A 14879-nucleotide genomic window follows, 5' to 3' on the forward strand; every position below is an offset into this window, starting at 1 on the left:
TCGCCGCCCTGCTGGCGGCCCCCCGCGCGCCGCACCGGGCCGCCCGCTGGATCGCCGCGCTCCTCATCGCCTGCGCCGCCGTCTCCGTCGGCGCCTCGGCGACCGGAATCATCGGCTTCCACCACGAGGTCGAGATCGCCCAGGGCGAAGAGAGCCACTGACCGGCCCGCCGGGAGCACTGAGGGAGGCGGGTGTCGGGCACCCGTGTGGCCCAGGGCCCAGGGCATCGGTCGACCCTTGGCGAGGGCATCGGTCGGTCTTTTCCCGGGCCTCCGCTCGTGCCTGGTCGGTTCCGGGCCGTGTCACGGCGCGGGCCGGTGCGGCGCCTCGAGTTGTGGGCCGGGGGATGGTTCGGCCCTCTCCCGGGCCCGGCCCGTCCTCGGCCGGTTCCACGTCGGGTGCCCGGGGAGCCTCGGGCCCGAGCCCCGGTGCCAAGCCCGGTGAGCCCCCGCCCCGGGCGCCGCGCGCAGGCGTCGTACGTCGTGTGGGCGGGCGCTCGCAGCGGCCTCGGGCGCTCCCCCGACCGGGCCACTTGACAGGATGCCGTACGCTGCGTGTTACGTATAACGCCGTAACGCCGTACCCCCTCCGGAAGGCCCGATGAGACGCATCGCCCTGGTCACCCTCGTCGTCGACGACTACGACGAGGCGATCCGGTTCTACACCGAGGCCCTGGGGTTCCGGCTCGCGGTCGACGAGCCGCGGCCGGACGGCTCCCGCTGGGTCGTCGTCGAGCCCGGCGCCACCGGTCACGGCACCGGGCTCCTGCTCGCCCGGGCCAAGGACGAGACCCAGCGGGTCCGGGTCGGCGACCAGACGGGCGGACGCGTGGGCTTCTTCCTGCACACCGACGACTTCGCCCATGACCACGCCCGGATGACCAGGGCCGGCGTGACCTTCCTGGAGGAAACGCGGCGCGAGCCGTACGGCACGGTCGCCGTCTTCCAGGACCTGTACGGCAACCGCTGGGACCTGCTCCAGCCCGCCGAGTGACCCCCGAGAACCATCTGCCGAGGAACCACCGCACATGACCGTCCCGCGTATCGACACCGACACCATCCGCCGCCTCCCCAAGGCCGTGCTGCACGACCACCTCGACGGCGGTCTGCGTCCCGCCACCCTCGTGGAACTCGCGGAGACGGTCGGCCACACCCTGCCCACCACCGACCCGCAGGCACTCGCCGACTGGTACTACGAGGCCGCCAACTCCGGTGACCTGGTGCGCTACATAGCCACCTTCGAGCACACCCTCGCCGTGATGCAGACCCGTGAGGGTCTGCTGCGCACCGCCGAGGAGTACGTCCTCGACCTGGCCGAGGACGGCGTCGTCTACGGCGAGGTGCGCTACGCCCCGGAACTGATGCTGACAGGCGGCCTCGCCCTGCCCGAGGTCGTCGAGACCGTGCAGGAGGGTCTTGCCGCGGGCATGGCGAAGGCGGCGGCCGCCGGCACCCCGGTCCGGGTCGGCACCCTGCTGTGCGGGATGCGCATGTTCGACCGCAGCCCGGAGATCGCCGACCTGGCGGTGGCGTTCCGTGACGCCGGCGTGGTCGGCTTCGACATCGCCGGTGCCGAAGACGGCTTCCCGCCCGCCGACCACCTGGCCGCCTTCGAGTACCTGCGCCGCGAGAGCGTGCCGTTCACCATCCACGCCGGCGAGGCACACGGCCTGCCGAGCATCCACCAGGCCCTCCAGGTCTGCGGTGCCCAGCGCATCGGCCACGGCGTGCGCATCACCGAGGACATCGTCGACGGAAAGCTCGGCCGGTTCGCGGGCTGGGTGCGCGACCGCCGTATCGCACTGGAGATGTGCCCGACCTCCAACCTCCAGACGGGCGCTGCCTCCTCGATCGCCGAGCACCCGATCACGGCGCTGAAGGACCTGGGCTTCAGGGTCACCCTGAACACCGACAACCGTCTGGTCTCCGGTACGACGATGACCCGTGAGATGTCCTTGCTGGTGGAGGAGGCGGGCTGGGGCGTCGAGGACCTGCGCACGGTCACGGTGAACGCGGTCAAGAGTGCGTTCATCCCGTTCGACGAGCGCAGCGCCCTCATCCGGGACGTGATCCTGCCCGGTTACGACGCCGCGCTCTGAAGCAGTCCCCGTACATAGGCGGCCTGTCCGACGTGCTGCAGATCGTCGGACAGGACGCTGACGAGTCGCACGCCCAGGCTGACCGGAGGATCCCAGCGCTCGTCCACGATGCGTTCGAAGTCCTTGGCGGTCAGTCCTCGTAGAAACGCGAGCGTCTGCTCGTGCACCGCGTCGTAGTACCCGGTGAGCAGGTCGCCCGACTCCAACCGCACCTTGGCGACCTTCTGCGGGGTGTGGCCGTAGCCCGTGTCCCGGCGCGGCAGATCGAGCCCGAAGCGCTTCTCCCAGCCTTGGGACAGCCAGACCTGCTCGAGACCGGCGGCGTCGGCGACATGGTCGTCCTGCACCCGGGTCAGATGCCAGATCAGCCACGTGATGGAGTTGGCGCCCCCGGCGGGCCGGGCGTTGATGTCGTCCGGACCCAGACCGTCGACGGCGGCATGGACCTCTTCCCGGATACGGCCGTACGCGTCGATGAGGATGTCCTTTGCATGCATGGGTCCACCCTCGCGCATCGCGGCCCCTGGCGCCGGGCAATTCCACGCCGCCCGCACCGCGGCGCCGGTGAGCGGTCAGACCTCCCGGGACCCGTCCTCCCCGCCCACCGCGACGAGGCTCATCAGCGCCCGGGCCGCCGGGCTGGTCGCCCGGTGCGGCGGCAGCATGGCCACCGTCTCGTACGCGGGCGCGCCCCTGACCGGCAGCGAGACGAGGGCGGAGGCCTCCCTCTTGTGCCCGTAGTGGCGCGGTACGACGGCGATGCCGAGCCCCTCGTGGACCAGCTCCAGCAGGCTGTGCACGTCGTTGACCTCGAGCGTCACGGTCCGACGGACGCCCGCCTGCGCGAACGCGGCGTCCGTCGTCCGGCGCGGCCCCCAGTCCGGGTGGAAGTCGACGAACGCCTCGCCGCCCAGCCCCTCAGGGGTCACCGGCCCGCCGTCCGCGAGGGGGTGGGACGGGTGGCAGAGCACGGTCATCGGCTCGCTCGTCAGCGGGACCGACCGCAACTGGTCGGTGTCCGCCCGGGTCCGCACCGCGAACGCCAGATCAAGTCGGCCCGCCGCGACCTCCTCGGCGAGCGCGCCCGAGCCCGCCTGCCGCAGCCTGATCTCCACATGGGGGTGCCGTCGCCGGAACCCGGCGAGCAGCCTGGCCACGTCCACCCCGGCGATGCACTGCTCGGTGCCCAGCGACAGCGTGCCGCGCAGCACGCCCTGGACGGCGGCCACCGCCTCGCGGGCCGCGCGCACCTGGGCCAGGATCTGCTCCGCCTCCACCAGCAGGGCGCGGCCCGCCTCCGTGAGCGTGACGCTGCGGGTGGTGCGCACGAACAGCGGAGCCCGAAGCTCCCGCTCCAAGGCGCGGACCGACGCGGACAGGCCCGACTGCGACACCATCAGCCGTTCCGCTGCCCGGGTGAAGTGGCGGTCCTCGGCGACCGCGACGAAGTGCTGGAGGTGGCGCAATTCCATGATTGAGAAGCGTAGACGCTCAATCCCATCCGATTCCCCTGTTGGACCGCTGCCGGACCGTCGGGCGACAGTGGACCGCGTCGTCAGGACCCGTCAGGAACGCCCCTTCTGGAGTGCACGTTGTACACGGCAGATCCCGCTCGCTACGAGGCCATGCCCTACCGCCGCGCCGGACGCAGCGGCCTGAAGCTGCCCGCGCTGTCGCTCGGCCTGTGGCACAACTTCGGCCCCGACCGCCCCGTGGAGACCCAACGGCAGATCCTGCGCCGCGCCTTCGACCTCGGGGTCACCCACTTCGACCTGGCCAACAACTACGGGCCGCCGCCCGGCGCCGCCGAGTCCGCCCTCGGTGACGCCCTCGGGGCGGACTTCGCGACCTACCGCGACGAGCTGGTCATCTCCACGAAGGCCGGCCATCTCATGTGGCCGGGCCCGTACGGCGAATGGGGTTCCCGCAAGTACCTGCTGTCCTCGCTCGACCAGAGCCTGAAGCGGATGGGCCTGGAGTACGTCGACATCTTCTACTCGCACCGCCCGGACCCCGAGACTCCCATGGAGGAGACCATGGGGGCCCTGCACTCGGCGGTCCAGCAGGGCAAGGCGCTCTACGTCGGCGTGTCCAACTACTCGCCGGAGCAGACCCGCGAGGCCGCCCGCATCCTGGGTGAACTGGGCACCCCGCTGCTCATCCACCAGCCGCGGTACTCGATGCTCGACCGCCGCCCCGAAGGCGGGCTTCTGGACACCCTGGACGAACTCCAGGTCGGCTCGATCGCCTACTCGCCGCTGGAACAGGGCCTGTTGACCACCCGATACCTCGACGGAATCCCGGAGGGTTCGCGGGCCGCGAGCGACAGCCCGTTCCTCACCGCCGACTCCGTCACCGAGGACCTGGTCGGTCAGCTGCGCGCGCTCGACGACATCGCCAGGTCCCGGGGCCAGTCGCTGGCGCAGATGGCCCTGGCCTGGGTGCTGCGCGGCGGCCGGGTGACCTCGGCCCTGGTTGGTGCGAGCAGCCCGCAGCAGCTGGCGGACAGTGTCGCGGCGATCCGCAATTCCGACTTCGCCGCGGACGAACTCGCCCGGATCGACGCGGTCGTCAAGGGGTAGTCGGCCGGGCGGCGAGGCGTTGTGCCGCCCTCGCCTGCAGGTGGTCGGCCGCTCTGCTCCTAGAGCCGTTCGTGCAGGTGCACGGTCACCGAGTCACCCGCCTCCTTTCCGATCGCTTTCCGTAGGTCGGCCTTCACAGGGAGTTTGTGGGTGCCGTCGCCCAGCGCCATGAACGAGCTGCGGAAGGGGTGGCCGTCGATCGTGCCCCGCACCTTGACCAGGCCGCGCGTCCCGAAGAACGCGGCGGAATCGGGCCATACGAGATAGGTCCAGGCCCCGCGGGCCGGGCTCTTCCGCAGGACGGCGGTGAACTGCTCGTCCAGTGTGCCGCTCGTGCTCATCGGATCCTCCGCTCCTGATGGCTTTCCGTCTCCTGCGGACATGACCGACGGGAAGGGGGAAACTCATCGGTGGAGGAGAACACCACCAAATCCCTTGTCTTCCCCGAGGGGCCCTGCGGTTGTGATGCCGGACGAGGTGTCCAAGACTGGGCAGGTACGGGCAAAAGGACTACGGCGGGCGATACGCGGCCGTGTGTCGCCCCGGACGGGTGGCCAATCGTGAGCATCTCGCCCTTCGGGTCCGGAGATCCGTTCTCCGAGCTCTTCAACCGCTTCTTCGGCATGAGCCCGGCGACCTCCCCGCCGGCCGTGCAACGCGTCCCCATCGGACGTCTTCTCAGTGATTCCGCACACGAACTGCTCGCCACCGCGGGCACCCGGGCGGCTGAGGACGGGTCCGATCTCGACGCCGTGCACCTGCTGTGGGCCGCCACGCAGGTGCCGGCCGCCCGCCAGGTGCTCGAGCAGGCCGGCGTGGATCCGGACCGGCTCGCCCGGGACCTGCAGGAATCCCTGTCGTCCGGGACCGGCACCGGCGAGCCCGCGCTGACGCCGACGGCCAAGCGTGCCCTGCTTGCCGCCCACGCCCGCTCCCAGGCGGCCGGTTCCTCGTACATCGGCCCCGAGCACATCCTCGCCGCGCTCCTCGAGGACCAGCGCTCTCCGCTGGCCCAGACTCTCCAGGCCGAGGGCGCCTCGCCGGGTGCGCTGGGCAGCGCCCGCAAAGAGCGTGCCGCGGCCGGGCACCCCGACACCCCGACGCTCGACGAGTACGGCCGCGACCTGACCGACGAGGCGCGCAGCGGCCGCCTCGACCCCGTGGTCGGCCGGGCCAACGAGATCGAGCAGACGGTCGAGGTCCTCTCCCGCCGTACCAAGAACAACCCCGTCCTCATCGGCGACCCGGGAGTCGGCAAGACCGCGATCGTCGAGGGCCTCGCCCATCGCATCGTCGCCGGAGAGGTGCCCAGGGTCTTGAAGGACCGCCGTGTGGTGGCGCTCGACATGGCGGGCCTCGTCGCCGGATCGCAGTACCGGGGCCAGTTCGAGGAACGCCTGAAGAAGGTCATCGACGAGGTCACCGAGGCCAAGAAGGGGATCGTCCTCTTCATCGACGAACTGCACCAGGTTGTCGGCGCGGGCGCCACCGGCGAGGGCTCCATGGACGCCGGTAACATCCTCAAGCCCGCGCTCGCTCGCGGTGACCTCAGCGTCGTCGGCGCGACCACCCTGGACGAGTACCGCAAGCACATCGAGAAGGATGCGGCGCTCGAACGGCGCTTCCAGCCGGTCATGGTGCCCGAGCCCACCGTCGAGGAGACGATCGAGATTCTCCGAGGGCTGCGCGACTCCTACGAGGCCCACCACCAAGTCCGTTACACGGACGAGGCGTTGGATGCCGCGGCCACCCTCTCCGACCGCTACGTCAGTGACCGGTTCCTGCCCGACAAGGCGATCGACCTCATGGACCAGGCGGGTGCCCGGGTCGCCCTGCGCACCGTCGGCGACACCGAAGTCGCGGAGCTCGAGGAACGTCTGAGCCGGCTGCGCCGGGAGAAGGACGAGGCCGTCAGCACCGAGGACTTCGAGCGCGCCAGTGACATCAAGCGGCAGATAACCGAGGCGGAACGGCAGCTCTCGCAGATCAGCGAGGGCGGTGCACCGACGACTCCCAGCGTCACCGTCGAGGACATCGCCGAGGTCCTCTCCGCACGTACCGGCATCCCGGTCTCCCAGCTGACCGAGACCGAACGCGAGCGGCTGCTGAAGCTGGAGGAGTTGCTGCACCAGCGCGTCATCGGCCAGGACCAGGCGGTCACCGCGGTGGCCCAGGCCGTGCGCCGCGGCCGGGCCGGCATGGGCGACCCCAACCGGCCCACCGGCAGCTTCCTCTTCCTCGGCCCCACCGGTGTCGGCAAGACCGAACTGGCCAAGGCACTCGCGGAGCTGCTCTTCGGTGACCCCGACCGTATGATCCGGTTCGACATGAGCGAGTTCCAGGAGAAGCACACCGTCTCCCGTCTCGTCGGCTCCCCGCCCGGCTACGTCGGCTACGAGGAGGCAGGCCAGCTCACCGAGGCGGTGCGCCGCAAGCCGTACAGCGTCGTGCTCTTCGACGAGGTGGAGAAGGCCCACCCGGACGTGTTCAACCTGCTGCTGCAGGTCCTGGACGACGGGCGGCTGACCGACGCCCGGGGGCGCACGGTCGACTTCCGCAACACCGTCGTCATCATGACCAGCAACATCGCCTCCAAGCACATCCTCGACCACACCGGCGACATCGAGGAGATCAGGGACGATCTGATGGCGGAGCTGCAGGCGCACTTCCGCCCCGAGTTCCTCAACCGGATCGACGAAGTGATCACCTTCCACTCGCTGGGCCGCGAGGAACTGGTCCAGATCGTCGACCTGCTCCTCGAGGGCACCCGGCGCCGTCTGCACGGGCAGGGCGTCCAGCTGGAGGTCACGGACGCGGCCAAGGAGTGGCTGGCCGACCGCGGCTACCAGCCGGAGTTCGGTGCCCGGCCGCTGCGCCGCACGATCCAGACCGAGCTCGACAACCGTCTGTCGAACATGCTGCTGGACGGCACGCTCAACCCCGGCGACACCGTCATCGTCGATGTCGTGCAGGACGAGCTGACCCTGGGCCTCAAGGCGAAGACCCCTCAGGGGCAGGCCGCGCACGCCAAGGAGACGGCGGAAGCCGAGGGAACGACGGAGGGCAAGGGAACGACGGGCAAGGACAAGCCGGACACAGGGGGCATCATCGACGCGAAGTTCACCGACGAACCCGAGTAGAGCGGCACGCCGGGCCGGCTCGAGGGCGTGTGTCCCGAGTCGGCCCGGCCGTTTCCCGGGCCGGGACCCGCAGGTCTGCTAGGCCGTGCCCGCCGGGACGCGGTCCAGGAACCCGTGGACACCGCGGATGCGTCCGTCGTCGGCCAGGGTGATCACGTCGAAACCGGCGACGGGCGCCGAGCCGTCCGCCTCGCTCACCAGCTCCCAGGTGAAACGGGCGAGATCATGGTGCCCGTCGACGGCGCCCGAGAGCCGGAAGGAGAAACCCGGGAACTGCTCGTGCGCCGCCGCGATCACAGCCGCGATCTGCTCGTGCCCGCTGACGTCGGCGAGTGGGTCGGTGTAGCTTCCGTCCGCGGTCCAGGCGGCGGAGACAGCCTTTGCCAGCGCCTGCGGGTCTTGTGCGTTCCACGCCTCGAAGTAGCGGACGACGGCGGACTCGTAGCGGTTGTTGTCGGCGGACATGGTGGATCAGCCTCCATCGAGGTCGTAGGCGCTGGTCAGGAGCCGGATCCCGGGTCGTGGTGTGCGGTGGGAGCCGACATCGCAACCATGCCCGGACCCGCCCGGGGGCGTCGATTACCTCCCGGGTAAGGGCGCCGCCGCTTTTGGGGGAGGGCGTCGCGCGAGGACGCGCGCGGGAAGAGCCTGCCTCGTTTCGGCCACCCATGGGCGATGAATATGCCAAGAGACTGGCCGAAATGGCATGGTGACAGAGTGTCAGTAGTGACGATACTCGAGTGACAGGGTGATTCGGTCATGAACAAGTGCGTCGTCCGCGCGGCGTCCGGGTCGCCCGCGTGCACAGCGAGCGCATGCAAGGCACCACGGGCCGGCCCGGCACCGAGCACCGCACTGGGGGACGATCGTGCACGACGAATTCCTGTGCCATGTGACGGCATACGGCATATGCGGAGGCCAGCGCGTCGGTGTCCCCTTAGGTACCTACCGCGCGCCCACTCTCGCCCTCGCCCTGTGGTGGATGCGTGACCGCGCCTCCTGGATCGCCGAACGGCTCGATCCCCACCCCGGCGATCCCCTCTTCCCGCCGAACTCCATCGCCCCCGTCGCCGACACGGTCCCCGATGTGCCGGGAGTGCTGCGCGCCTGGTGCGGCGACGCCCGGCAACAGGAGCAGGCTGCCGACGAATTGGCCGCCGGAAGGCTGGTCCGCGTCGCCATCAGCGACGACACCACCGAATACGAACTGCTCGCCGAGTCCGTGGACGCGCTGCGAATGCAGCGCCTCGTCCCCGCCCTCTCCACGCCGGCCGCCTGACTGCTCGAGGACCCTCGCCGATCAGGCGCACATGTGGACGAATAGCTAGAATTCAGGGCATGGAAGAGCGGACGGTCGCCCCGACCGCGCCCGTCCTCGTCCTGGAGACCGAGACGGGCTCCACGGTGATGACTCCGAGCCGCGACTACCACGTCGGCCGCGACCCGTCGAGCGACATCGTCCTGGACGACGACCGGGTCTCCTGGCACCACGCCGTCCTGCGCCCCGAGGCCGGCCACTGGCTGCTCGCGGACGAGAACAGCACCAACGGCACGTACGCCGACGGGCGCCGGGTCCACGAATGGGGCGTCGGAGCCGGCAGCGTGATCCACTTCGCCAACCCCTCGGACGGCCCTTGTGCGGTCCTCGTGGACCGCACGGCGGAGCGGCCCTCGCAGGTCCTGCTGCCCGCCGCCACGGGCACCTTCCGGCAGCCGACGAGCGTGCGACCGTTGCCGACCCGTACCGTCCGTATCGGCCGGGGCGCCGACAACGACCTGGTCATCGACGACCTGGTGGTCTCCCGCCGGCACGCCGAGCTACAGGCGCACCCGGACGGGACGTACGAGATCGTCGACGTCGGCAGCCACAACGGCACCTTCCTCAACGGCCGGCCCGTCACCCGCGCCCCGGTCACGCCGGGTGACATCGTGGGCATCGGCCACGTCTCGTACTGTCTGGTCGGCGACGAGCTGCAGGAGTACGTCGACACCGGCGAAGTCTCGCTCGATGTGCAGGACCTGACCGTACGGGTCGACCGAGGGCGCAGGACCCTCCTCGACGATGTGTCGTTCCCCGTCGGCGCCAAATGCCTGCTCGCCGTGGTCGGACCCAGCGGAGCAGGCAAGTCCACGCTGCTGAACGCCCTGACCGGCCAGCGCCCCGCGGACCGCGGCACCGTCCTGTACGACGGCCGTGACCTGTATCGCGACTACGCCGAGCTGCGCCAGCGCATCGGACTGGTCCCGCAGGACGACATCCTGCACGCCCAGCTGACCGTCCGCCGTGCCCTCACCTACGCCGCCGAGCTGCGCTTCCCCCAGGACACGGCAAGGGAGGAGCGCCGGGCCCGGGTCGACGAGGTGATCCGCGAACTCGGCCTCCGGCAGCGGGCCGATCAGACCGTCCAGAGTCTCTCCGGCGGCCAGCGCAAACGCGTCAGCGTGGCCCTGGAACTGCTCACCAAACCGTCCCTGCTCTTCCTCGACGAGCCCACCTCGGGCCTCGACCCGGGCATGGACCGCTCGGTGATGCGCATGCTGCGCGGCCTCGCCGATGACGGCCGCACCGTCATCGTCGTCACCCACAGCGTGCTCAGCCTGGACGTCTGCGACCGCCTCCTGGTGCTCGCCCCGGGCGGCCGGGTCGCCTACTACGGGCCGCCGGACGACACGCTGCCGTTCTTCGGCTTCGAGCAGTGGCCGGAGGCCTTCGAGGCCTTCGAGCGGGACCACGACCGGGACTGGGCGGGGGAGTACCGCGACTCGCCGTTCCATCGGCAGTACGTCGTCAACGCGTCCGCACAGCCGCACCTGGCCGGAGCCGCCCCGTCCGCGGCGGTCGGCCCGCCGCCCCACGCCCAGAGCTGGGGCGCCCAGCTCGGCACGCTGGTCAGGCGGTACGCGGCCGCCCTCGGCGCCGACCGCACGTTCCTCGTCATCATGGTGGCTCTGCCGTTCGTGATGGGCGCCATGGCCCGGGCCCTGGCCAAGGGCAGGTTCACCCCGGAAACGGCGCTGAACGCCCTGCTCATCCTGTGTGTCGGGGCCGTGCTGACCGGTGCGGCCAACGCCGTGCGCGAACTCGTCAAAGAGCGGGTGATCTACCAGCGGGAGCGGGCCGTCGGTCTGTCCAGATCGGCATATCTGATGTCCAAGGTCGTGGTGCTGGGCACCGTCACCGTGCTGCAGGCGATCGCGCTGACCCTGGTGGCGCTGCTCGGCGTCGACCTCAACGCACCGGGTGGAAAGGGCGTGTTGCTGCCTCCGCTCGTGGAGATCACCATTGCCGTCGCCCTGTTGGCGTTCACCGCGATGATGCTCGGTCTGCTGGTCTCCGCCCTGGTGCGCAAGGAGGAGGTCACCATGCCGTTGCTGGTGCTCCTCGCCATCGTCCAGGTGGTGTTCTGCGGTGCCCTGCTGACGCTGGACAACGTGGCGGTGCTCGACCAGCTGTCATGGCTCGTGCCGTCGCGATGGGCGTTCGGGGCGATGGCGGCCACGATCGGCCTGGCGCGGCTGGCACCCGACAAGACGGATCCCCTGTTCCGGCACGAGACGGGCATCTGGCTGCTCGATCTCGGCATGCTCGTCGTGCTCTCGGCCGCCTGCGGATGGGCCGTGGTGCGTCTCCTGCGCCGGCACGAGCCCGCGGTGATGCGGAAGTAGCGGCGATGACCACGTCAGGCTTCCGCCCGACCCACGTCGTCCCGCGCGACGGCATGCCCGCCTGGGAGACTCCGGCCCCCTCCCGGCCCACGGTTCCGCTCGACGCCCTGCTGCCCGTGCAGCTCGTCGACCGGCGCGGTGACTGGGGCCGTGTCGTGTGTGCCAACGGCTGGTCGGCGTGGGTCGACGGCCGCCTCCTGGTCGCCGTACCACAGGGACCGCCCCTCGCGGGCGGCCCGCCCTCCGGGACGGCCGATCCGCGCCCGCTGCTGGCCCGCGCGGAGGAGGCACTCGCCCACTACCGCGCGGCGGCCGACGACCTCGTGGCCGGGCGCCTGGACGGCGAGTCGTTCCGTGAGCGTACGCGGGGTCTGAGGATCGGGGTCGTCGTCGACGGGGAGTCCCTGTGGCTGTACGACGCCGTGCAGGAGCGATGGGCCTACTGCGAGGGCACACGGCTGAGCACCTACGCGACCACCGCAGAGCCGTCGGCCGCGCGGGAGCTGTCGGCGGAGGGGCGGCCGACGGCTGCGGGGGAGCCTTCGGCCGCCGAGGGGGTGACGGCTGCGGAGGAGCCACCGGCCACGCGGGAACCGTCTGGCACCGGAGAGAAGTCCGGCACCGCGGACGCGCACGGCCACGAACCGACCCGCCACGTTCCCCGTCCCCCCGGTGACCGATGATGGCGCGTGACACCGGCCCGTTCTCCGGGCGCCCCTCCGCACCGAACGGCCGACGGATCGCCGGTTACCGGATCGAGCACGAGATCGGCCGCGGCGGGATGGCCGTCGTCTACCGAGCCCAGGACCTGCGCCTGGACCGCACGGTCGCGCTGAAGCTGCTCGCGCCCGAACTGGCCCGCAACGAGACCTTCCGGCGCCGCTTCACACATGAGTCCCGGGTGGCCGCGGCCATCGACCACCCGCACATCGTGCCGATCTACGAGGCGGGCGAGGCGGACGGCGTGCTGTACATCGCCATGCGGTACGTCGCCGGACGCGACCTGCGCGCCCTGCTCGACCGCGAGGGTCCGCTGCCGCCGGCGACCGCGCTCAGGATCGCCACCCAGGTGGCTTCGGCGCTGGACGCGGCGCACGACCACGGCCTGGTGCACCGAGATGTCAAACCCGGCAACATCCTGGTGGCCGAGGGAACGGACAGCGACCACCCCGAGCACGTCTACCTGACGGACTTCGGCCTCACGAAGAAGTCGTTGTCACTGTCCGGGTTCACCACGGTCGGCCAGTTCGTGGGCACGCTCGACTACGTCGCGCCCGAGCAGATCTCCGGGAAGCCGGTCGACGGGCGCTGCGACGTCTACGGGCTCGGCTGCGTGGTCTACGAGACCCTGTCCGGCCGGCCGCCCTTCCAGCGCGACGACGACATGGCCCTGCTCTGGGCACACCAGTACGACCAGCCGCCCCCGCTCACCCGGCTGTGCCCCGACCTCGAGGACGCCGTCGACACGGTCTTCGCGAAGGCGCTGGCCAAGAGCCCGGACGACCGCTACGGCTCGTGCCTCGCGTTTGTGGCGGCCCTGCGCGCGGCCACGGCGGGCACCGGCCGGGCGAGCCTTGCGCCCACCCCGGCGGGACACCCCGAGGTGCCCGCGCCGCCGGACTGGGCCCGCCCCGTGTTCCGCCGTTGAGGCGCATGGGGCCGGGGAACTCCTAGGGCACCTCGCCCCGTCGGCGTACCCCCCGGGCGAGCAGTCCGCCGACGAATCCCCAGGCCAGCCCCCACAGGGCGGCCAGACCGAGCGCGCTCCACGGCTCCGGCCACAGGAGGAGCACCCCGGACAGCCCGCCGCCCAGGTCGCCGACACCGATGAGCGACAGACCGTAGTGCGCCAACACGCGGCCGACCAGGCAGATCATGAGCACGGTCAGCACCAGGGCGACGGCCATCCGCACGGCGTGCTGCCACGGCGGAATCCGGGCCGGTGAGCGGGCCGCCATCACGAAGGCGGCGGCGAGAACCAGTACGGCGTCGACGACCACGAGCCACCACACCCGGCCGTCGTGGGCGGCGAGCGTGCCCAGGTTGAGCGTCGAGACCCCGCGCGTGCGCAGCACCTCGTCCAGCAGATGCGGCATGGGCAGCCCGAACGGCCCGTCCACACGCCCCCTCCAGGTCGCCCCCAGACCAATGGTGAACACCGGCCACACCACGTTGGGCAGCCCCAGCAGGATGACCGCCCACGTCTCGGCGGGGTGCCCGCGCGTCGCCGCCACCACTAGTGCGACGACGACGCCGAGAACGACGTACGCGAGGAGCAGGGCCACCATGGCGTACGCGGCGGGGCGCACCGACTCCTGGAAACGCAGCAGGCGGGCCGGGAGCGGTGCCGCGCGCGAGACCAGCAGGGCGAGGACGAGCACGCCCGCCAGCCACAACAGCCCGAACAGCACCGTCGATGGCAGATCCGTGGTGTAGCCGATCTTCGGGGAGATGCCGAACAGGTCCCCGATGTCGCCGATCGTCCCGTTGCCCAGCGGGATCGCGAACGTCTGCCGGGCCGCCGACGCGAGTCCGATGAGCGCCAGCAGCCACACCACGGCGATCCGGGCGGCCCAGCCCGCCAGTTCGGGCGCGCCGGCGACGGCCCGGTGGCGCAGAGGGCGCAGGAATCCCGCGGCGATCACCAGTGCCCCGGCCAGCGAAACCGACAGCGGCATCACCGTCAGTTCCGCCCGGGTGCCGGCGAGCGCGCCGGCGTCGCCCGCGAGCTTCACGGTACCGCCGACCGCCACGACGACGGTGGCCACGACCACTCGGGGAAACCCGTTGTCGGGGAGGTCGGTCCCGCCCGCCGCCCACAGCCCGAGCGCGCCGAGCACGGCCATGACGACCAGTCCGGCCAGCACCGTGACGAGGGCCTGGACCCAGCCGTGCGGAGCCGTCGGCCGCCCGCCGGTCGGGGCGACGGCCCGGTCGGACGAGGTCGGGGCGCTCACGCTGCCACGCTAGGCAGCCTCTTGGCGGTCCGCTCGCCGGGTGGGCCGACCGCGTCGGGGTGTCACACCCCCGTCATGCCGCACGGCTGTTGCCCGCCCGCCCGTCACGAGGACCGTCTCCGCTTGCGGCCCGTCCCTGACTCCGGCACACAATAGGTCTGTTGAGGATCAAGGCGGTGCAAGCAGTGCAACTGATGTGCAAGCTGTGCAAGTAGTGCGTAACGCCTGCAGTGTCGTCTGCGCCCACGCCGGGAGGAAGTGCCCGTGAGTTCCGAACCGCCGTCCTCCGACCGCCCCAAGGGGCCTCCGTCGGGCCCGTTGGCGGGCCCCTCCCGGCCGAGTCCCACACGGCCCGACGACGGCGGTGTGCGGCTCGGACCGCCCGGCGGCGGTGCCGGCGGCCCTCCCGGCCCCGGCGGTCCGCCCGGCCCCGGTG

Annotated in this window: 13 protein-coding genes; 8 read left to right on the forward strand and 5 right to left on the reverse strand. The window is 71.4% G+C overall.

Annotation, left to right across the window (positions count from 1 at the left end; genetic code table 11):
• Positions 1-600 precede the first annotated feature (600 nt).
• Complete coding sequence (locus AAW14_RS38065; protein ID WP_265569049.1) at positions 601-993, forward strand: VOC family protein; 393 nt, start codon at positions 601-603, stop codon at positions 991-993.
• A 34-nt stretch (positions 994-1027) separates the two neighbouring features.
• Positions 1028-2098 carry an adenosine deaminase gene (locus tag AAW14_RS38070; protein WP_265569050.1) on the forward strand — a complete coding sequence of 357 codons (1071 nt, stop codon included), beginning with the start codon at positions 1028-1030 and terminating at the stop codon, positions 2096-2098.
• Here the strand turns inward: AAW14_RS38070 and AAW14_RS38075 are convergent.
• Together AAW14_RS38075 and AAW14_RS38080 are read right to left on the reverse strand one after the other, a co-directional pair.
• Entirely contained in the window at positions 2080-2595 is a 516-nt protein-coding gene (locus tag AAW14_RS38075) for a mycothiol transferase (protein WP_265569051.1), read from the reverse strand. The two genes, AAW14_RS38070 and AAW14_RS38075, sit on opposite strands and share 19 nt — an antisense overlap.
• 75 nt (positions 2596-2670) lie before the next feature.
• Positions 2671-3570: a LysR family transcriptional regulator gene (locus tag AAW14_RS38080; protein ID WP_265569052.1), complete on the reverse strand. Its 900-nt coding sequence runs from the start codon at positions 3568-3570 to the stop codon at positions 2671-2673.
• Positions 3571-3690: 120 nt separating this feature from the next.
• Between AAW14_RS38080 and mgrA the strand changes: the two genes are divergently transcribed.
• Complete coding sequence (mgrA, locus tag AAW14_RS38085; RefSeq protein WP_265569053.1) at positions 3691-4680, forward strand: L-glyceraldehyde 3-phosphate reductase; 990 nt, start codon at positions 3691-3693, stop codon at positions 4678-4680.
• Positions 4681-4739: 59 nt separating this feature from the next.
• Here mgrA and AAW14_RS38090 read toward each other — a convergent pair whose 3' ends face one another.
• Positions 4740-5021, reverse strand: a complete 282-nt coding sequence (locus tag AAW14_RS38090; protein WP_265569054.1) for a DUF1905 domain-containing protein — start codon at positions 5019-5021, stop codon at positions 4740-4742.
• A 219-nt stretch (positions 5022-5240) separates the two neighbouring features.
• Between AAW14_RS38090 and AAW14_RS38095 the strand changes: the two genes are divergently transcribed.
• Entirely contained in the window at positions 5241-7820 is a 2580-nt protein-coding gene (locus AAW14_RS38095) for an ATP-dependent Clp protease ATP-binding subunit (protein ID WP_265569055.1), read from the forward strand.
• Positions 7821-7898: 78 nt separating this feature from the next.
• On the opposite strand, the gene AAW14_RS38100 is transcribed toward AAW14_RS38095, so the two are convergent.
• The gene (locus AAW14_RS38100; RefSeq protein WP_265569056.1) at positions 7899-8285 is read right to left on the reverse strand and encodes a nuclear transport factor 2 family protein; all 387 of its coding nucleotides are present in this window, start codon (positions 8283-8285) and stop codon (positions 7899-7901) included.
• A gap of 403 nt (positions 8286-8688) precedes the next feature.
• Here AAW14_RS38100 and AAW14_RS38105 point away from each other — a divergent pair, with 403 nt between their 5' ends.
• The 4 genes from AAW14_RS38105 to AAW14_RS38120 are packed head-to-tail and all read left to right on the forward strand — an operon-like array spanning position 8689 to position 13134.
• Positions 8689-9099: a hypothetical protein gene (locus AAW14_RS38105; RefSeq protein WP_265569057.1), complete on the forward strand. Its 411-nt coding sequence runs from the start codon at positions 8689-8691 to the stop codon at positions 9097-9099.
• Between the two features lie 59 nt (positions 9100-9158).
• Entirely contained in the window at positions 9159-11486 is a 2328-nt protein-coding gene (locus AAW14_RS38110; RefSeq protein ID WP_265569059.1) for an FHA domain-containing protein, read from the forward strand.
• Between the two features lie 5 nt (positions 11487-11491).
• Positions 11492-12169, forward strand: a complete 678-nt coding sequence (locus AAW14_RS38115; RefSeq protein ID WP_265569060.1) for a hypothetical protein — start codon at positions 11492-11494, stop codon at positions 12167-12169.
• Positions 12169-13134: a serine/threonine-protein kinase gene (locus tag AAW14_RS38120; protein ID WP_265569061.1), complete on the forward strand. Its 966-nt coding sequence runs from the start codon at positions 12169-12171 to the stop codon at positions 13132-13134. Before AAW14_RS38115 ends, AAW14_RS38120 begins: the two co-directional genes overlap by 1 nt.
• Before the next feature lie 22 nt (positions 13135-13156).
• Here the strand turns inward: AAW14_RS38120 and AAW14_RS38125 are convergent, their stop codons facing one another.
• Entirely contained in the window at positions 13157-14443 is a 1287-nt protein-coding gene (locus AAW14_RS38125) for a streptophobe family protein (RefSeq protein ID WP_265569062.1), read from the reverse strand.
• Positions 14444-14879 lie beyond the last annotated feature (436 nt).

It is taken from the genome of Streptomyces hygroscopicus, assembly GCF_026168105.1.
Classification (GTDB): domain Bacteria; phylum Actinomycetota; class Actinomycetes; order Streptomycetales; family Streptomycetaceae; genus Streptomyces; species Streptomyces hygroscopicus_D.